We start from the raw sequence: 18,258 nt of genomic DNA on the forward strand, positions 1-18,258 counted from the left end.
ACCACGCGGGGGCGAGATCCGGCCATGCGCGGGACGACTCCGCTTATGACGGATCATGGGGAGAAATCCTCGACAACGGTGTGCAATATTCAACCGTTCCTACTCCCCTGGAAAATGCGTTTGGCTTGATGCGATCGAAAACGATCCGAACCGATCCTTGCGCTCCGCACGGGGACCCCGTGCGCCGGTGGCGCATGCGGGTTATCCGCCCCCCGACGTGGGCAGGTACCGCGCAAAAGCGGACAGGAACGCTGCAGTCGGCCTGGGGAGGCGGCGTGACACGCGTACGGGATCGGATCAAGGTCCAGCCCCTGGAGAACGTTCCTTTCTACTGCCCGATACCGCCGGCCATGCATCCGCGGGTTCGCGAGCTCGACCACCTCTCCGTGGAGTGGATGCTGCAGAAACAGCTGGACACGTCGCGGCAGCAACGCAAGCGACTGAGCCAGTGCGACTTCGGCGGGCTCACGGCCAAGACCATGCCCTACGGACAGATGGGCCCCCTCAGCGTCGTGGCGAAGATGCACTCCGTGCTCTTCTCCCTCGACGACGCCCTGTGCGACGAGTCGCGGGCCACCGCCCACGACCTCGCCCACGCGACCTCGCGCATCATGCGCGTCCTGGAGGCGCCCTCGCCCGCGTGGCCCGACGACTCGCCGCACGCGGCCGCGCTGCGCGCGATCCGCACCGAGCTCGCCGACTACGCCAGCCCCCGGCAACTGCGCCGCTGGACCGAGGGCATGCGCATCTACCTGTCGGGCCTGGTGTGGGAGGCGGCCTGTCGCAGGGACCGGGTGCTGCCCACCTTGAACGACTACGCCGCGATGTGGATGCGCGCGATAGGCATGGCGCCCTCGACGGCGCTCATGGACATCGCGGGCGGCTACGACCTGCCCGACCAGGAGCTCGACCGGCCCGAGGTCAGAGCTCTCACCGAGATGACCTGGACTCTCGTCGCATGGGACAACGACTTCTATTCGCGCAACAAGGAGATCCACCGTGCCGGTGACCATCTCAATTTGATCGACGTCCTCGCCCACGAGCGGGGTACGTCGCCCGCCAGGGTGCAGGCCGAGGCCATGGCGATGCGCGACCGCGTCATGACCTGCTTCCTGCGCCTGCGCGAACAGGTCTGGCGCCGCGCCGGGGTGGAGCTGCGCTGCTACCTGGTCGCGCTCGGCCAGTTCGTCCGGGGCCACCTGGACTGGGCGGCCTCCTGCTCCCGGTACGCCGACCCCCGTACGGTGGACCTCTCCGCCTGGTGGGCGACGCGGCCCTCGGACGACAGCACGGCACCGTTGCCCGTCCCGTCGATCGCCTGGTGGTGGGACCTGCTGGAGCAGGACGACTACGACGACTACGACCGTCGCAGCCAGTTCGTGAGCGACCTCCACCAGGAGGACCGCCCCGCGGACGGCGCCGGTGCCCGCGACGGCGCCGGGATGACCACCGACTGTGCGGGGCTTCCCGTCTGAACGTCCGCGTCCGGCCCGGCGGTCAGCTCGGGCCGGCGCGGCCGGTGCGCGGTGAACCGCACCGGCAGCGACGTCAGGTGGCGTGACATCAGGGACGAGCGATAGGTCAGCTCGGACTCCTCGACGGCGAGCGTGAGGTCGGGCAGTCGCAGCAGCAGGGCGTCGATGCCCGTGCCCGCGATGGCCCGGCCCACGTCCTGACCGGGGCACTCGTGCGCGCCGCCACTGAAGGCCAGGTGGGCGCGGTTGCCGTGGATGGGCGCGTCCAGGTCGGGGCGCACGGCCGTGTCCATGTTGGCCGCGGCCAGGCCCAGCACCAGCGCGTCGCCCGCCTTGATCGGCTGGCCCGCGAGCTCGGTGTCCTGGGTCGCCCAGCGGCCCAGGATGGTGATGAACGGCGGCTCGTCCCAGAGCACCTGCTCGACCGCGTCCGGCAGCGTCATGTGGCCGCCCGCCAGCGACGCCCGGAAGCGCACGTCGGTGAGCACCATCTTCAGCGTGTTGGCGATGAGGTTCGCGGTCGTCTCGAACGCGGCGATCAGCACCAGGCGCAGGTGCTGCTGCACCTCGTCGTCCGACAGGCCGGAGGGGTGCTCAAGCATCCAGGTGGTGAAGTCGGCACCGGGCTGCACGCGCTTGCGCGCCACCAGCTTGCGCAGGGTCTCCTGCACGAACTCGTTGCTCGCGACGGCCGTCTCCGTGCCCTTGATCATGTCGCGGGCGGCGCTCACCAACCGGGGGCCGTACTCCTCGGGCATGCCCAGCAGCTGCGTCATCGCCATCATCGGCAGGTGCTCGGCGAACTGGCCCACGAGATCGGCCGTGCCCGCCGCGCAGAAGTGGTCGACCAGCTGGTTCGCGCACTCCGTCACATGCCGGCGGATGCCGCGCTTGTCGAAGCGTGCGATGCCGTCGTTGACGGCGCCGCGCCAGCGCTCGTGCTGCTGGCCGTCGGCGAAGACGCACACCGGCTGCCAGGTGGAGATCGGCGCCAGCGGGTGGTCGGGGGTGAGCCTGCCCTCGCGCATGTCCCGCCAGTGCCGCGAGTCCCGGGAGAAGCGGGAGGGGGTGCGCGTGACGTCCAGGTTCTCCCGGTAGCCCAGCACCAGCCAGGCGGGCAGGTCGCCGTGCAGCAGCACCGGGGCCACCGGGCCGTGCTCGGTGCGCAGCTGCTCGTACAGGCCGTACGGATCGGCCTCGGCCTGCGGGCCGTACAGCCGCGTCACCCCGCCGGGGCCCCGGTCGCCCAGGGCATGGGCCGGGCACTGCGGCGGGGGAGCGGTCAGGGAGTCGGTGCTGGCGTGTTCGGGGGGGTTGGTCACTGTGTCTCCGCGGAAACGGTGGTCAGGGTGTAGAGGTAGCGCATGAGCGCCATGAGCGTGTCGCGGCAGGAGGAGCGGTCGCGGGCGTCGCAGTCGACCATGGGCACGGTCTCGTCCAGGTCCATGGCCACCCGCAGCTCGGACATGGGGTACCTCGGGGCGCCGGGAAAGGCGTTGACGGCGACGACGAACGGCACGCCCCGCTCCTCCAGGCGGCCGATGACGTCGTAGCTGACCTCCATCCGGCGGGTGTCGAGCAGCACCACGGCACCCAGGGCGCCCTCGAAGAGCCCGTTCCACAGGAACCAGAACCGCTCCTGGCCGGGCGTGCCGAAGAGGTAGAGCACCAACTGGTCGTTGATGCTGATGCGACCGAAGTCCATGGCGACCGTGGTCTCGGTCTTGTGCTCGATGCCCGCCAGGTCGTCCACGCCGACCCCGGCCTGGGTCATCGTCTCCTCGGTGGTCAGCGGCCGGATCTCACTGACCGAACCGACCAGGGTCGTCTTGCCGACCCCGAAGCCTCCGACGATCACGACCTTCACGGCCGCGGTGGCGGTGGCAGGAAGGATGTCCTCGCTGCGCGGCCCGGCGTAGCCGTCAGAGCTTTTGTAGTCCATGCATCACCGCCTCAAGGAGACTGACGTCGGGCAGCGCCGCCGCCGGGATCGGGGGCCGGGCCTCCACCCGGCCGCGGGAGAGCAGCTCGGTGAGCACGGGTGTCAGCGTGCTCACCGGGAGCTCGAGGTACGCGGATATCTCCGCCACGGACAGCGGGTAGTCGCACATGCGCACCACGGCGGCGTGCTCCGGCTGCAGACCCGGGTCGGGCTCGCTGCGGGAGACGACCAGCGTCACCAGGTCCAGGTGCGGGGCGGGGGACTTGGCCTCGGCCTCGCCGCCCAGGATGTAGAGCCGGTCGGGGTTGCCGGGCGGCTCGGCACCGGGCTGCCGGGAGTTCTCCGGTTCGCTCATGTCACCGACCCGCTGACCCGGGGCGGACTGGTCAGGTGGGAGCCGATGCGCGCCACCAGGTCGCGCATCTTCATGCCCATCAGCCCGGCGTCCACGTCGTCGTCGGCCAGCACGGCCAGGTAGGCCCCCGCGCCGGCGGCCATCAGGTAGAAGAACCCGCCGTCGACCTCGATCACCACCAGCCGCATCTCGCCGTCCCCGTGCGGGAACTCCGAGGCGATGGCGGTCGAGAGGCTCTGCAGGCCGGCACAGGCGGCGGCGAGCCGGTCGGCCACCTCCGCCTCCGTGCCGTACTGGGCCATGCGCAGGCCGTCCGACGACAGCACGATCACGTGGCGGGTCTGGGGGACGCTGGTGGCCAGGTCCTTGAGCATCCAGTCCATGTTGAACCGCGGCTGCTGCGTCACTTGGCTACTCTTCCTTGTCTGACGGGATGTCACTGGTCGGCTGCCCGTCCTGCTCCGGCAGCTCTCCGTTGATGCCGCTGGTGAAGGCGGCCAGCCACAGTCCCGGCTGGCGCGGCGGCTCCTCCGCGGCGGGTGGCGCGGGAGCGCGGCCCTCGGCGGCCCGTGCCCGCTGCCGCTCGGCGGCCGCGCCCCGGCCGAAGGGCAGCGGGGCCGGACCGCGCCGGCGACGGCGCTGGGGGAGGCCGTTGTCGGCCTGGGGCGGGGGAATGGGGTTGTCCATGATGGGCGAGGACGTCGGCTGCACCGGGATGCCGCCCGGACGGCGCTTCTTCTTCGCCGGCGGAAGCTTGGGGGCTCGGGCGATGTCGCCGCCGGGGAACCGGCTGGCGGTGATCAGCTCCGGCGGGATGACCAGCACCGCGCGGACGCCGCCGTAGGCCGAGGGCCGCAGGGAGACCCGGAAGTCGTAGTCGTCGGCCAGCCGGCTGACCACGGCCAGGCCCAGCCGCGGGGACTCGCCGAGGTCGTCGAGGTCCAGGCCGCCCTCCTTGGACAGCACCCGGTCGGTACGGCGGCGGGCCTCGTCGGTCAGGCCGACGCCGGCGTCCTCGATCTCGATCGCGATGCCGGACTGGATGTCCACGGCGGTCAGGTGCACCCGGGTCTGCGGGGGCGAGTAGCGGGTGGCGTTGTCGAGCAGCTCGGCCAGCGCGTGGATGACGGGCTCGACGGCCGGTCCCACGACGGCGACGTCCGCCACCGAGTGCAGGTCGACACGCTTGTACTCCAGGATCCGGGACATCGCCCCGCGCAGCACGTTGTACAGCGGGATCTCGGAGCGCCACTGCCGGCCGGGGCGCGAGCCGCCGAGGACGGCGATGCTGTCCGCGAGACGGCCGGTCAGGGCGTTGCCGTGGTCCAGGTGCAGCAGGTCCCCGAAGACGTCGGGATTGGTGCCGTGCTTGTGCTCCATCTCCCGGATGTCGTACGCCTGCTGGTGCACGATGGCCTGCATCCGGCGGGCGATGTTGACGAACGCCCGGTGCGCGGCGTCGCGCAGGGCCTCCTCCGCCTGCACCGCCTCGATCACGGAGCGGATCACGGCCCGGTGCGCGGAGGCGAAGGACGGCTCCAGGTCGTGGGAGGGGATCGTCACCCTGACCACCTGGTCGGTGGGGGCGCCCCGGCGCATCAGCTTCAGCGCCTCGGGCAGGACCTCACGGGCGAACCGCCAGGTCTCGGCCTCGTGCTGGTCCAGCCGGTGCTGCAGTTCGGCGTCGCGGTCGGCCTGCCGGCGACGCAGTGCGGTGATCACCCGCCCGCGCCGGGCCGCCTCGGCGGCGGCCAGGGCCACGGCCACTGTGGCGGCGGCCCCGCACCAGGCCACGGGCGCCCGGGCCGCCGGCGTCACGGACAGGACCGCCGCGACCGAGCACACGGCCAGGACCAGGGGGGAGATCAGCCATATCAGTGCCGACGCGGGCCGCCTGGGAGCCGACGAGCCAGAACCAACCATCGAGATCCTCGGGAAACACTTGGTACGGAACGTGGAAAGACTTCGGACGGAATTGCGGACAGCTTGGTGCAGTGCACGGCGGGGAGTGCGTACGGGAGCAGAACGGCGCTCCCGGGGCGGTGCCACAGCACTCGGCCACGGCGGGCCGAAAGTCAAGACGGCTCGCTGCGCGACATGGAGCGTAGCCGGTCCCGTGGTGCTCCGGCGCGAAGTTGTCATATTCGCAGATCGGCCTGACGGGGAATTCGTGGCCCGTCATAATGGCCCGCACAGGGATATGCGAATGCGTTTCCGAACGCGCTGAATGGGCGTTCGGGAGGCGGGGGCGATCACGCTCACGGGTGGTCCTCCGGCGAACCCTGCCCCCGTGCCCGTCGACGGGGCTAGGCTCGGCCCACCACATCCTCCGGGGAGACATCGTCATGTCGGGGCATCAGCGTGAACCGAACCCATCTGCCGCCCTGTTCGAGCGGGAGCGCGAGCTCGCCGTCGTCGAGCAGGCGGTGCACGGCCTGTGCGGCCGAGGTCCTCACGGCAAGGACCGGGAGCCCGGCCGGGACGGCGGGCTGCTGCTCTTCAGCGGCGAGGCGGGCCTGGGCAAGACGGCCCTGCTCAACGAGGCCCGGCGCATGGCCGCCGAATGCGCCTGCTGCACCGTTCTGTTCGGCCGCGGCAGCAAGTCGGCCGAGCAGGTCCCCTTCAATGTCGTCCGCCAGCTGCTGCAGCCCACGCTCGCGGCGATGACGCCCGCCGCCCGGCAGGAGATGCTGGGCGGCTGGTACGACATCGCCGGGCCCGCCCTGGGCATCGTGCCGCCCATCGAGCGGCAGGCCGACCCGCAGGGCGTGCGCGACGGCCTGGACTGGGTGATCACCCAGCTCGCCCAGGGCGGCCGGCGGCTCGTCGTCGTCATCGACGACGCCCACTGGTGCGACCCCGAATCCCTCGGCTGGCTCACCTCCTTCGCCGTGCGGCTGGGAGAACTGCCCCTGCTGCTGGTGCTGGCCTACCGGCCCGAGGAACTGCCCTCCCACACCCCGGCCTTCCGCACACTGGTCGAGGCCAGGGGCGTCCGCCCCGTCGAGCTGCGGGCCCTGACCCCCGAGGCCGTGGCCGGGCTGGTGCGCGAAGCCCTCGGGCAGAAGGCCGACGACCCCTTCTGCCGCGAGGTGTGGGCCGTCACCGGTGGAAACCCCTACGACACGGTCGAGCTGATAGCCAAGGCACAGGACCGCGACATGAACCCGGTGGAGGAGTCGGCCGTGCTGCTGCGCGACCTCGGCGCCGCCGCCCGCGGCAAGGGCCTGGTCGCCCGGCTCGAACAGATGGGTCCCTCCGCCACCCGCTTCGCCTGGGCCGCGGCCGTCCTGGGCACGGAGATCGACGCCAAGCTGGTCACCGGGCTGGCGGGCATGGGCCCCTCGGAGGCGGCCGTCGCCGCCGACCGGCTGCGCGAGGCCCGCATCCTGACCGGTTCCAGCACCCTGGAGTTCGCCCACCCGCTGATCGCCACCGCCGTCTACCGGGCCATCCCGGCCGCGACCCGCACCGCCATGCACGGACAGGCCGCGTGGCTGTCCGCCGACGCCGGCCAGGGCGTGGCCGTCTCCGCCCGCCACCTGCTCGAAGTGCACCCCGACCAGGACCCCGACGTGGTCAGCCAGCTGCGCGCCGCGGCCCGGGAGCACCTCGCGGTCGGCGCACCGGACGCCGCCCGCCGCTGTCTGGAGCGCGCCCTGCAGGAGCCGCCGCCCGAGGAGGAGAAGGCCACCCTGCTGTACGAGCTGGGCTGCGCCACGCTGCTCACCTCGCCCAAGACCACCGTCAACCACCTGCGCAACGCCCTGGAACTGCCCGGGCTCAGCGAGGAACTGCGCGTGGACGCCACCTACCGGCTCTCCCAGGCGTACGCGCACAACAACCAGCTGCGCGAGGCCGCCGACGTGGTGGCCGACCAGGCCTCCCGCACCCCGTCGGGCCCCGGGAGGATGCGCCTGCAGGCCGCCCACTACATGTGGAAGGGCATCCAGATCGAGGAGGAGGACGCCCAGGGCCGCTCCCAGCGCATCGCCGAGCTCGCCTGCCGGCTGGAGGGCCGGGACAACGCCGAGCGCGCTCTGCTGGTGCTGCGCGGCTTCGACGGCATGATCCGCGCCGAGAACGCCCTGCAGGTCACCGAGTTCATCGACCGCGCGCTGGTCGAGGGCCGCCTCGCCGACGGCATGGGCTGGACCAACACCGAGTGGGGCTTCGAGATCCCCAGCGTCGTGGGCATCACCTATGCCTACTGCGACCGGCTCGACGAGGCCCAGGAGCTGTTCGACGAGGCCGTGCGCGCCTTCGAGATCTCCGGCTGGAGCGGCGCCCACCTGGCCTTCGCCCACGACTTCCGCGGCCTGGTGCTGCGCCGCCGCGGCGACCTCGTGGCGGCGGAGGAGGCGCTGCGCAAGGGTCTGGGCCTGGCCGACCGGCTCGGCCCGGGGCTGCCCATCCAGTGGGACGGCACCTGCATGCTCATCGACACCCTCCTGGCCCGAGGCAAGGTCGACGAGGCGCAGGAAGTGGCCGAGAAGAACTCCTTCTGCCCGCCCTACTCACCGGCCATCGTCCTGCCCGACGCCGCCTGTCTGGCGGGCCGGCTGCTGCTGGCGCGGGGCAGGACCAAGGAGGCCGTCGCCGAACTGGAGGCGGCCGGGCGCAGGCTGGAGGAGCGCGGCAGGCACAACACCCTGTGGGCGCCGTGGGCGTTCGACCTGGCCGAGGCGCTCGCGCAGGACGAGCCCGAGCGCGCCCGGGCCCTGTCGGACCAGGCGCTGCAGCACGCCAACCGGTTCGGCACGGAGACCGCCGTCGGTGAGGCGCTGCGCAGGTCGGCCGTCCTGGACGCGCCGACGGAGCGCCTGGCCAAACTTGCCAGAGCCGTGCAGCACCTGCGCCGGGCGCCCTGCCGCTACGAGTTCGCCGCGGCCCTGGTCGACCACGGTCTGGCGCTGCGGGAGTCCGGGCGGCACGACGAAGCGGCCGAACGGCTGCGCGAGGGGCTGACGGTGGCCGAGCAGTGCGGTGCGGACGGCCTCGTCGCCACCGCCCGTACGGCCCTCGGCGAGGACGCCCCGGAGGGTGCCGGGCCCACCGGCTGAGCACGCGCCCGCGGAGCGGGCCGGTGCGTCACGAGGCGCGCCGGCCCGCTTTTCTCGCCGTGGATTTGGCGGGGGTGGCTGTGGCGGTCTTCGGCGTGCTGCTCGCGGCCGATTTCCGTGCGGTCGTCGTTTTGGCCGTGGTCTTCTTGGCCGCGGTCTTTTTCGTTCCCTTGCTCGATTCCGCGGTCGTGCGGGATCGACTTCGATCGCTTGTTTTCGCGGCGGTCTTTTTCGTTGACTTTTTGGCCCCCTCCTTCGCCCCCTCCTCCTTCGTCACCTTCCTGCCCGCCGTATCGATGGACGCCTGCAGCGCGGCCATCAGGTCGATGACGTTGTCGGGCGCCGCCGTGACCTTCTTCTTCGGCACCGGCCGGTGGTCCAGGTGCGCGTCGATGAGCTCGCGCAGCGCCACCTCGTACTCGTCCTCCAGGCCCGAGAGGTCGAAGTCCTCCGACAGGGTGTCCATCAGGCTCGTCGCCATCTTCAGCTCCTGCGGCCGCACGGTGACCGAGTCCGGCGGGGCCAGGCCCTGGGTCTCGCGCACCTCGTCGGGCCAGTACATGGTGTGCAGCGTCATCACGTCCTCGTGGACGCGCAGCACCGCCAGCGACTCCCGGGTGCGCAGCGCGATCTTGGTGACGGCCACCCGCTCCGTCTGCTTCAGCGTCTCCCGCAGCAGGACGTACGGCTTGTGGGCGGCCGGACTGTCGGGGGCGAGGTAGTAGGAGCCGGCCAGGTGCACCGGGTCGATCCGGTCGGCGTCGACGAAGGCCAGCACGTCGATGAGCTTCTTGCTGGGCACGGGCAGCTTCGTCAGCTCGTCCTGGGTGATCATGGCCGTGTGGCCCTCGTCGTCCTCGAAGCCCTTGGCGACGTGCTCGTAGTCGACCTCCTTGCCACAGGCGTCGCACACGCGCTTCATGTGGATCCGGCCGCCGTCGGCGTCGTGGACCATGTGCAGCCGGACCCCGTGCTCCTGGATGGCGGCGTAGAGCCGTACGGGAACGGAGACCAGGCCGAACCCGATGGCGCCCTTCCACATCGTCCGCATAGTTTCCACCCTTCGCGGGGAATTCCTACCTTATGCCCGCTTCCTCGGACAGGCAGGAGCGGCAGGTGGTGGAGATCGAGGGACACCGGCTGTCGCTCTCCCACCTCGACCGGCTGCTGTTCCCCGAGTCGGGGCACACCAAGGCGCAGGTGCTCCGCTACTACGCCGGGATCGCCCCCGCGCTGCTGCCCCACGCCGAGGGGCGCGCGGCCTCCTTCGTCCGCGCCCCCGAGGGCCCCGGCGGACAGAGCTGGGTCGCCAAGAATCCGCCTAACGGCTCGCCCGCCTGGGTGCCCCGGGCCCCCGTCCGGCACCGCGAGGGCACCACCGAGCAGGTGATGGTCGACACCACCGCCGCCCTGATCGCCATGGTCAACCTCGGCGCGTACGAGGTGCACGTGCCGCAGTGGCGCGCCGCGGCCGGGCCCGACGCCCACGACCGCCTCGTCCTCGACCTCGACCCCGGCCCCGGGGTGGACCTGGTCGTGTGCTGCCGCGTCGCCCAGCGGCTGCGCCAGCTCCTCGCCGACGACGGGCTCACCGCCCACCCGGTCGTCTCCGGCGCCAAGGGGCTCCACCTGTACGCCCCCATCGAGCCGGCCCCCGGGCGGGCCGCCGGCCACTACGCCAAGGCGCTGGCCACGCGCCTGATGAAGGAGCACCCGGGGCTGATCGTGGTGTCCATGGTGCGGGCCGAACGGCGGGGCAAGGTCCTCGTCGACTGGTCGCAGAACGCCTCCGCGAAGACGACGGCCGCGCCGTACACGGTGCGGGTGCTGCCGGGCCGGCCGGGGGTGGCGGCGCCGGTGACGTGGGAGGAGGTGGCGGCCTGCGAGGATCCCGCGGACCTGGCGTTCACGCCGGAGGAGGTGCTGGAGCGCTTCACGGCGGACGGGGACCTGCTGGCCGGGCTCGCCGCGAGTGAGGAGCGCGCGCCGCTTCCCTAGAGGCTCCTGGACAGCCCCTGGAGGCTCCGGGACAGGCGGATCACGGGGCCAGATCCGTCAGGTCCGGTCGGAGTCGGTGCCACGTCGGCTGCCGCAGCAGCCCCGTCGCCGTCCACCCCGTGAACGTCACTTCCGCCACCAGCCGCGGTTCGACGAAGTGCGCGCCGCGCACGTCCACCGGCCCGGTGAAGGGCGACGTCGGGCGCGCCAGCACCGCCAGGTAGCGGGCCAGGTCGCGGCGTTCGTACTCGGAGAGCCCGGAGCCCACCGCCCCCGTGTAGCGCAGCCCCGCCGCCTCCCACTGCCCCGTCAGCACCGCCCCCGGCAGGCCCGTCAGGGCGCCCCGGCCCTCCGTCCAGCCGCCGATGACCGCGTCCAGGGTGACGACGTGCTTGGTCTTGCGCCAGTCGGGTGAGCGCAGCCCCGGCGTGTACGGCGACGACAGCCGCTTGGCGAGGACGCCCTCGAAGCCGCTGCCGAGCGTGGCCTCCCAGGCCCGCTGTCCGTGGCCCTCCAGATGGGCCGGCGCCGACCAGTTCGCTCCGGCGAGGCCGAGCCCGGCCAGGGCGGCCCGTCGTTCCCGGTAGCCCAGGGCCAGCAGTGAGGCGCCGTCGAGGTGCATGACGTCGAAGAGCATGAGGTGCACGGGATGGCGCAGGGCGAGCTCCGCAGCACGCCGCGGGTTGAGCACGCCCATGCGCCGCTGGAGCAGGCCGAAGTCGGGACGACCGGCCTCGTCCAGGACCACCACCTCGCCGTCGAGCACCGCGCTGCGGCCGGTCAGCTGCTCGCCGAGGCCCTGGAGTTCGGGGTAGGTGCGGGTGGCGTCGTTGCCGGCCCGGGTGATCAGGCGCAGTGTGCCGTCGCCGGGCACTTCGACGATGCAGCGGATGCCGTCCCACTTGACCTCGAAGCCCCAGGCGGTGTCCTCGCCGGGGCCGGGCAGCGGCCCGGGGGTGGCGAGCATGGGCCGGATCCGGGGGAGTTCGGCGGGCGTCGGGGTCACGTGGAGCCGGTCCAGTCCAGCAGGCGGTCCATCGGCCAGGTGGTGATGATGCGGTCGGCGGGGATCCCGCACTCCTCGGCCCGCGCGCAGCCGTGGATCTGCCAGTCGAGCTGGCCGGGGGCGTGGGCGTCGCTGTCGATGGAGAACAGCACGCCGGCGTCGAGGGCCCGGCGCAGCAGCCGCCGGGGCGGATCCAGTCGTTCGGGCCGGGAGTTGATCTCGACGGCGGTGCCGAAGCGGGCGCAGGCGGCGAAGACCATGTCGGCGTCGAACTGCGACTCCGGCCGTCCCCGGCCGCCGTGCAGCCGGCCGGTGCAGTGGCCGAGGACGTCCACCAGCGGGCTGGCGACGGCGGCGACCAGGCGCCGGGTCATGCTCTCGGCGTCCATCCGCAGCTTGGAGTGGACGGAGGCGACCACCACGTCCAGTTGTTCGAGCAGTTCCTGTTCCTGGTCGAGGGAGCCGTCGTCGAGGATGTCGCACTCGATGCCGGTCAGCAGGCGGAAGCCGTCACCGAGGCGCTCGTTGACCTCCGCGACCACCTGCAGCTGCTCGCGCAGCCGCTCGGCGGACAGACCGCGGGCCACGGTGAGCCGGGGCGAGTGGTCGGTCAGGACGGCCCACTCGTGGCCGAGCGCCTTGGCGGTCCGGGCCATCTCCTCGATCGGGCTGCCCCCGTCGGACCAGTCCGAGTGCAGGTGGCAGTCGCCGCGCAGGGCCGCCCGCAGCGCCCGACCGCCCTCGTCGAGCGGACCGCCGGTCTCCTCCTCCAACCGGGCCAGGTAGCCGGGCACCTCGCCGCGCAGCGCCTCGATCGCCGCGGTCGCCGTCTTGGGGCCGACGCCCTTGAGGTCCGTCAGTGTCCCCGCGTCCGCGCGGCGGCGCAGTTCCCCCTCCGGCAGGGCCGCGAGCGTGGCTGCGGCCGTGCGGAAGGCCTTGACGCGGTACGTGGGAGCCTGGCTGCGCTCCAGCAGGAACGCGATGCGCTCCAGCGCCTCCACGGGGTCCATCGCACCACCTCCACCCCACCACCGTGCGGCACCCGGCGGGCGGACGCACGTGTTCGCCCGGTGCCCGGGACGGGCAGGTCACTCCTGCCGTTTCCGTCAGCGAGAGGAGAGCGGGACGAGCAAGGCGCAGCGCGGGCCCGGTGATGCGGGGCACCGCCGGGTGGTGGTCCTGGGCGGCAGCCTGGCGGGCATGCTGGCCGCCGCCGCGCTGGCGGGGCACGCCGGGGAGGTGGTGGTCGTCGAGCGGGACGTACTGCCGCAGGAGGCCCGGCCGCGCAAGGGCCTGCCGCAGGCCCGCCATGCCCATCTGCTGATGTCGGGCGGCGCCCGGGCGATGGAGTCGCTGCTGCCGGGCGTGACGGCCGGGTGGCTGGCGGCGGGCGGCCGGCGGGTGCCGCTGCCGACGGCGCTGGTGTCGCTGTCGGCACAGGGCTGGATCCCCCGGACGAGCGAACTGCAGTACGTGATCGCCTGCAGCCGCGACCTGCTGGACCTGGTCGTCCGCGAACGGGTGCGGGCGCTGCCGGGGGTGCGGTTCCTGGAGGGGACCGAGGTGCTGGGGCTCACCGGCGACGCCCGGCAGGTCACGGGCGTACGGCTGCGGGAGCCGGCCTCGGGCGAGGAGCGGTCCCTGGCGGCCGCCTTCGTCGTCGACGCCACCGGCCGGGCCTCGCGGGCGCCGCGGTGGCTGACCGGGCTGGGGCTGCCGCCCGTGCGGGAGGTCACGGTGGACTCCGGGCTGGTCTATGCCACCCGGATCTTCCGGGCCCCGCCGGGCTCGGAGGACTTCCCCGTCGTCAGCGTCGCCCCGGAGCCGGGCACCTCCCGGCCGGGCCGGGCCGCGGCGATGCACCCCATCGAGGGCGGCCGCTGGCTGGTGACCCTCTCCGGCACCCGCGGCGGCGAGCCGACGGCGGTGAACGAGGAGTTCGAGCCCTTCGCCCGCACCCTGCGCCACCCGATCATCGCGGACCTCGTCGCCACCTCCGAGCCGCTGACCGACGTGCGCCTGACGCGCTCCACCGTCAACCAGCGCCGCCACTTCGAGCGGCTGGGCGCCTGGCCGGGCGGCTTCGTCGTGACCGGTGACGCCCTGGCCGCGTTCAACCCGGTCTACGGGCACGGCATGTCGGTGGCGGCCATGGCCGCGGTGGCCCTGCGCGGGCTCCTGCCCGACGGCGGCCTGACCGACCCGCGGCTCGCGCGCCGGGCGCAGCAGGCGATCGCCCGTACGGCCGAGGCGGCCTGGTCCATGGCGGTGGGGGAGGACGTGCACTACCCCGGCGCCATCGGCGAACGGCCGCCGGCCGCGGCCCGCCTCCTGCGCGGCTATGTGCAGCGAATGATGCGCACGGCCACCGTGGATCCCGTGGTGACGCGGGCGCTGATCGACGTGATGTCCCTCTCCCGCCCCCTGCCGGCGGTCTTCGCCCCCGCGGTGGCGCTGCGGGTGCTGCGCGGCCCGACCACGGCGCCGCCGGCGGGCCCGCCGATCACCGCCGCGGAACTGGCCCTGGCGGGCCTGGCCCCCACCGAACCGGACCCGTGCGACCCGGCGCCCCGCTGAGGGGGCGCCCCGTCAGGGGCGCGGGGAACTGCGCGATCGGCCACCGGCGGCCTGCAGTCGACGCGGCGGCCGCGCGCATCTGCGGGCGCGTCGTGGCTTGTCGCGCAGTTCCCCGCGCCCCTGACGGGGCGCTGCACCGCGGCCTGGCCGCTACGGCTTCGCCAGGCGCGTGGGCGGCAGGAACTCGCCCTGCAGGGTGCGGTGCCACCAGGCGCCCGTCTCGCGGAGCTCGCGCCACGTCGTGAAGCGGTACCGGTACAGCCGGGCCCGTACGTGGGTCGGTGGGGTGTCGGGGAAGGGGTTGTGGCGCAGGAGGCGCAGGGTCGGCGGGTCGGCCGTCAGGAGCCGTTCGACGAAGGGGCCGAACCAGTCGCGGGCATAGCCCGGTGAGATCCCGGCGAACCACATGAGCCAGTCGAGTCGCAGGTGGTACGGGGCGTACTGGCGTGGCAGCCGCCCCGGCGCGCCGGGCTTGCCCTTGAAGCCGTACTCCCGCCAGACGGTCGTGGTGCTCGGCACCGGCTCGTCGGTGCCCTCGACCACCACCTCGTAGCGGCGGCGGTTGATGCTGCCGAAGGCGCCGTACGTGTTGACCAGGTGGAAGGCGTTGAACGACATGTTCATGCGCTGCTGCCGCGACAGCAGGTTGCGCGCCGGCCACCAGCTCAGGACGGCCACCAGGGCGGCCGCGGCGAGCACCAGCACCTCGTACCACAGCGGTGCGCCGCCGGCCGGGGCCGGCTCCGGCAGGGAGAACAGCTGTGCCATGGCCGAGCCGTCGACCGCGGAGAAGGCCAGGACGATGGTCACCCAGTTGAGCCAGGCGAAGTTGCCCGAGGCCACCAGCCACAGCTGGGTGACGATGATCAGCCCCGCCGCCACGCTTGCGTACGGCTGGGGGGTGAAGAGCCCGAAGGGCACGACGAGCTGTGCCACGTGGTTGGCGCCCGTCTCCACCCGGTGCAGCGGCTTGGGCAGGTGGTGGAAGAACCAGCTGAGCGGGCCGGGCATGGGCTGGGTCTCGTGGTGGTAGTACAGGCAGGTCAGGTCCCGCCAGCAGGGGTCGCCGCGCAGTTTGATCAGGCCTGCGCCGAATTCGACGCGGAAGACCAGCCAGCGCATCAGCCACAGCACGAGCACCGGGGCGTCGGTGCGCGCGTTGCCGAGGAAGACGGCGAGGAATCCGGCCTCCAGCAGCAGCGACTCCCAGCCGAAGCTGTACCAGGTCTGGCCCACGTTGACGATCGACAGGTACATGGCCCACAGCAGTGCCCACATCACCATCGCGGCCCACAGCGGCACCGCGTCCGCGGCGCCTGCGACGACCGCCGCGGACAGCAGTGTCCCGCTCCAGGACCAGGCGGCGAAGAAGCGGTCGGAGTAGTGGGCGTGGAAGACGCTGGGCGCCCGGCGCCAGGTGACGTACGCCAGGTAGCGGGGGACCGGCAGCATCCCCCGTTCGCCGATCAGCGCCCGGAACTGCAGGGCCGCGGCCAGGAAGGCGATCAGGTAGAGGGCCGCGAGGCCGCGCTGCAGCACCAGCCGGCTCAGCCCGTACCCGCCGGCCGTGAACCACTCCATGCCGGTATCCGTACCACCGGGCCGCCCGGCCGATCACCGTCGCATCGAAGAAACCGATAAAAGGTGGCAAAGTTGCTCATATGGTTGATCGGGGAGCGACGACGCCTGCCGTGCCGCCGCCGGAGGACTGGCCCGCCCGCCCGGAGACGGCCCTCGCCCTCAACCGGATGGGCAGCTTCGACTGGGACCTCGGCAGCGGCCGCATCCACCTGGACGAGCAGGCGCGCGAGGTGCTCGGCGTGTCCCCGGACGTCTTCCACGGCCACATCGACGAGCTCGTCGGCCGGCTGCCGCGCACCGACGCCATGCGGGTGGACGGCGAGGTCGCCCGCGCGCTGAAGGACGGCAGCGAGATCTACGGCGTCTACTACCGGGTCCGGCTGCCCGACGGTGGCCTGCGCTGGACGTACGCGCAAGGGCGCATCCGGCGCGACGAGGCCGGTCGGCCCAGCCGCATCGTCGGCATCGTGCGCGACGCCACCGAGGAACTGGGCCACGGCGCCCCGCGCGAAGTGGACGACGACCGCCGCCACCAGACCACCGTCGTCGAGACCACTACCGCCGCTCTCGCCCACGCCCGCACCGTCCAGGACGTGATCGACTTCTTCAAGGACCCGCGCGCCGTCGAGTACCTCGGCTCCGACCTGCTCGTCCTCGGCCTGCTCGACTCCGGCCGCATCCACCTCGTCGCCGAGGGGCCCTCCGAGCACTTCATCCCCGGCACCCGCTACACCCGCATCGACGACAACTTCCCCATGAGCGAGGTGATCCGCACCCTGGCCCCGCGCTTCATCGAGTCCCCGGAGGAGTTCGCCACCTGCTACCCCTGGCTGTACGAGCGCATCAGGGACATCGGCATCGCCTCGGCCGCCTACCTCCCGCTGATCGCCCAGGGCCGGGCGATTGGCGCCCTCGGCCTGCTCTACCGGGAGTCCCGCGGCTTCACCCGCCAGGAACGCAACCTCTTCATCGCCCTCGGCAGCAGCCTCGCCCAGGCCATAGCCCGCGCCATGCTCTTCGACCAGGAGCACGACCTGGCCGAGGGCCTGCAGCAGTCCATGCTGCCCCGCCGGCTGCCCGACGTCCCCGGCGCCCAGATCGCCGCCCGCTACCGCTCGGCCCGCATGGGCCGCGACATCGGCGGCGACTGGTACGACGCGATCCCCCTGCCCGGCGGCCGGGTCGGCGCCGTCATCGGCGACGTCCAGGGCCACGACACCCACGCCGCCGCCGTCATGGGCCAGCTGCGCATCGTGCTGCGCGCCTACGCCACCGAGGGCCACGCCCCCGCCACCGTCATGGCCCGCGCCTCCGTCTTCCTCCACGAACTGGAGACCGACCGCTTCGCCACCTGCACCTACGCCGAGGCCGACCTGGCCACCGGAGTCGTCCACCTCGTCCGCGCCGGCCACATGGACCCGCTGCTGCGCCACACCGACGGCACCTGCCGCCGCCTGCCGGTCTCCGGCGGCCTGCCGCTCGGGCTGTCCGCCGAGTTCGGCCGCCCCGACTACCCGGTGACCACCATGGAACTGGACCCGGGCGAGACGCTGCTGCTGTTCACCGACGGCCTGGTCGAACAGCCCGGCTCCGACCTCGACGAGGGCATGCGGCACCTGACCGGCCTCGTCCGCAAGGGCCCCTACGACCTGGACGGGCTCGCCGACCTGCTGTGCGAGGACGTGGGCGAACGGCTCGGCGAGGACGACATGGCCCTGTTGCTGCTGCGCCGGCACGGCCCGGCCACCCGCGGCGGCGGCCGCCTCCAGCAGCACATCGCCCCCGCCGACCCCGAGGCCCTCTCCGCCGGCCGGCACATGATCCGCGCCGCCGTGCGGGCCTGGGGCGCCCGCGAACGCGCCGACGAAATCGAACTGGTCGCCGACGAGTTGGTCACCAACGCCCTGCTGCACACCGACGGCGCGGCGGTCGTGACGATCCGTATGCTCACCGGGCCCGTGCGCCGCCTGCGCGTCGAGGTCGAGGACCGCTCCAGCGCCCTGCCCCGCCGCCGGGAACCGGGCGAATCCGGCGTCTCCGGCCGCGGCCTGATGCTCGTCGACCGCCTCGCCGACACCTGGGGCGTCGAACCGCGCGGTTCCGGAAAATCCGTCTGGTGCGAGTTCGTCGTGACCGACGGACACCGCGAGGAGGACCGGCCCGCCGACTGAAGCAGGCGGCGACCACACGACCACACCCCGGAAGAGGCCAAGGTCACAGCCGTTGCCCCTGCTGCCGGGCGGGCCCGCTCCCCTAACGTT

General features: G+C 72.9%; 14 protein-coding genes. 5 read left to right on the top strand and 9 right to left on the bottom strand.

Annotation, left to right across the window (positions count from 1 at the left end):
• The first annotated feature begins 350 nt into the window (after positions 1-350).
• The gene (locus AB0K17_RS06300; RefSeq protein WP_365968506.1) at positions 351-1,475 is read left to right on the top strand and encodes a terpene synthase family protein; all 1,125 of its coding nucleotides are present in this window, start codon (positions 351-353) and stop codon (positions 1,473-1,475) included.
• On the opposite strand, the gene AB0K17_RS06305 is transcribed toward AB0K17_RS06300, so the two are convergent.
• From AB0K17_RS06305 to AB0K17_RS06325, 5 genes are read right to left on the bottom strand one after another with little or no spacing between them, the layout of a single operon-like run.
• Complete coding sequence (locus AB0K17_RS06305; RefSeq protein ID WP_365968505.1) at positions 1,358-2,797, bottom strand: cytochrome P450; 1,440 nt, start codon at positions 2,795-2,797, stop codon at positions 1,358-1,360. The two genes, AB0K17_RS06300 and AB0K17_RS06305, sit on opposite strands and share 118 nt — an antisense overlap.
• Positions 2,794-3,417 carry an ATP/GTP-binding protein gene (locus tag AB0K17_RS06310; RefSeq protein WP_344433323.1) on the bottom strand — a complete coding sequence of 208 codons (624 nt, stop codon included), beginning with the start codon at positions 3,415-3,417 and terminating at the stop codon, positions 2,794-2,796. Before AB0K17_RS06310 ends, AB0K17_RS06305 begins: the two co-directional genes overlap by 4 nt.
• Positions 3,398-3,772: a DUF742 domain-containing protein gene (locus AB0K17_RS06315; RefSeq protein WP_365982268.1), complete on the bottom strand. Its 375-nt coding sequence runs from the start codon at positions 3,770-3,772 to the stop codon at positions 3,398-3,400. The genes AB0K17_RS06310 and AB0K17_RS06315 overlap by 20 nt, the downstream gene beginning before the upstream one ends.
• A complete protein-coding gene (locus tag AB0K17_RS06320; protein WP_344433665.1) occupies positions 3,769-4,155 on the bottom strand; it encodes a roadblock/LC7 domain-containing protein in 387 nt (128 codons plus the stop codon). Before AB0K17_RS06320 ends, AB0K17_RS06315 begins: the two co-directional genes overlap by 4 nt.
• Positions 4,156-4,183: 28 nt before the next feature.
• Positions 4,184-5,695, bottom strand: coding sequence for an ATP-binding protein (locus AB0K17_RS06325; RefSeq protein ID WP_365982269.1), 1,512 nt, complete (start codon positions 5,693-5,695; stop codon positions 4,184-4,186).
• Between the two features lie 422 nt (positions 5,696-6,117).
• On the opposite strand from AB0K17_RS06325, the gene AB0K17_RS06330 reads away from it, so the two are divergent.
• Complete coding sequence (locus tag AB0K17_RS06330) at positions 6,118-8,835, top strand: AAA family ATPase (RefSeq protein ID WP_365982270.1); 2,718 nt, start codon at positions 6,118-6,120, stop codon at positions 8,833-8,835.
• Between the two features lie 28 nt (positions 8,836-8,863).
• On the opposite strand, the gene AB0K17_RS06335 is transcribed toward AB0K17_RS06330, so the two are convergent.
• Complete coding sequence (locus AB0K17_RS06335) at positions 8,864-9,886, bottom strand: Ku protein (protein WP_365982271.1); 1,023 nt, start codon at positions 9,884-9,886, stop codon at positions 8,864-8,866.
• Positions 9,887-9,918: 32 nt separating this feature from the next.
• Between AB0K17_RS06335 and ligD (AB0K17_RS06340) the strand changes: the two genes are divergently transcribed.
• Entirely contained in the window at positions 9,919-10,833 is a 915-nt protein-coding gene (gene ligD / locus AB0K17_RS06340; protein ID WP_365968500.1) for a non-homologous end-joining DNA ligase, read from the top strand.
• A 40-nt stretch (positions 10,834-10,873) separates the two neighbouring features.
• Here ligD (AB0K17_RS06340) and ligD (AB0K17_RS06345) read toward each other — a convergent pair whose 3' ends face one another.
• On the bottom strand, positions 10,874-11,800 hold the full coding sequence (ligD, locus tag AB0K17_RS06345; RefSeq protein WP_365982456.1) for a non-homologous end-joining DNA ligase: 927 nt from the start codon (positions 11,798-11,800) through the stop codon (positions 10,874-10,876).
• 35 nt (positions 11,801-11,835) lie between these two features.
• Positions 11,836-12,849 (bottom strand): PHP domain-containing protein, encoded by a 1,014-nt coding sequence (locus tag AB0K17_RS06350; RefSeq protein WP_365982272.1) that lies wholly within the window; start codon positions 12,847-12,849, stop codon positions 11,836-11,838.
• 160 nt (positions 12,850-13,009) lie between these two features.
• Here AB0K17_RS06350 and AB0K17_RS06355 point away from each other — a divergent pair, with 160 nt between their 5' ends.
• Entirely contained in the window at positions 13,010-14,416 is a 1,407-nt protein-coding gene (locus AB0K17_RS06355) for an FAD-dependent monooxygenase (RefSeq protein ID WP_365982273.1), read from the top strand.
• 150 nt (positions 14,417-14,566) lie between these two features.
• On the opposite strand, the gene AB0K17_RS06360 is transcribed toward AB0K17_RS06355, so the two are convergent.
• On the bottom strand, positions 14,567-15,997 hold the full coding sequence (locus tag AB0K17_RS06360) for a lipase maturation factor family protein (protein WP_365982274.1): 1,431 nt from the start codon (positions 15,995-15,997) through the stop codon (positions 14,567-14,569).
• Positions 15,998-16,077: 80 nt separating this feature from the next.
• On the opposite strand from AB0K17_RS06360, the gene AB0K17_RS06365 reads away from it, so the two are divergent.
• On the top strand, positions 16,078-18,168 hold the full coding sequence (locus tag AB0K17_RS06365; protein ID WP_365982275.1) for a SpoIIE family protein phosphatase: 2,091 nt from the start codon (positions 16,078-16,080) through the stop codon (positions 18,166-18,168).
• Positions 18,169-18,258 lie beyond the last annotated feature (90 nt).

Source organism: Streptomyces sp. NPDC049585 (assembly GCF_040675615.1).
Lineage (GTDB): Bacteria > Actinomycetota > Actinomycetes > Streptomycetales > Streptomycetaceae > Streptomyces > Streptomyces luteosporeus.

Coding starts and splice junctions, on each gene's coding strand:
- AB0K17_RS06300 (WP_365968506.1), top strand. CDS start 351: ATGCATCCGCGGGTTCGCGAGCTCGACCACCTCTCCGTGGAGTGGATG.
- AB0K17_RS06310 (WP_344433323.1), bottom strand. CDS start 3,417: ATGGACTACAAAAGCTCTGACGGCTACGCCGGGCCGCGCAGCGAGGAC.
- AB0K17_RS06315 (WP_365982268.1), bottom strand. CDS start 3,772: ATGAGCGAACCGGAGAACTCCCGGCAGCCCGGTGCCGAGCCGCCCGGC.
- AB0K17_RS06320 (WP_344433665.1), bottom strand. CDS start 4,155: ATGGACTGGATGCTCAAGGACCTGGCCACCAGCGTCCCCCAGACCCGC.
- AB0K17_RS06325 (WP_365982269.1), bottom strand. CDS start 5,695: ATGGTTGGTTCTGGCTCGTCGGCTCCCAGGCGGCCCGCGTCGGCACTG.
- AB0K17_RS06330 (WP_365982270.1), top strand. CDS start 6,118: ATGTCGGGGCATCAGCGTGAACCGAACCCATCTGCCGCCCTGTTCGAG.
- AB0K17_RS06335 (WP_365982271.1), bottom strand. CDS start 9,886: ATGCGGACGATGTGGAAGGGCGCCATCGGGTTCGGCCTGGTCTCCGTT.
- ligD (WP_365968500.1), top strand. CDS start 9,919: ATGCCCGCTTCCTCGGACAGGCAGGAGCGGCAGGTGGTGGAGATCGAG.
- ligD (WP_365982456.1), bottom strand. CDS start 11,800: ATGCTCGCCACCCCCGGGCCGCTGCCCGGCCCCGGCGAGGACACCGCC.
- AB0K17_RS06350 (WP_365982272.1), bottom strand. CDS start 12,849: ATGGACCCCGTGGAGGCGCTGGAGCGCATCGCGTTCCTGCTGGAGCGC.
- AB0K17_RS06360 (WP_365982274.1), bottom strand. CDS start 15,997: ATGGAGTGGTTCACGGCCGGCGGGTACGGGCTGAGCCGGCTGGTGCTG.
- AB0K17_RS06365 (WP_365982275.1), top strand. CDS start 16,078: ATGGTTGATCGGGGAGCGACGACGCCTGCCGTGCCGCCGCCGGAGGAC.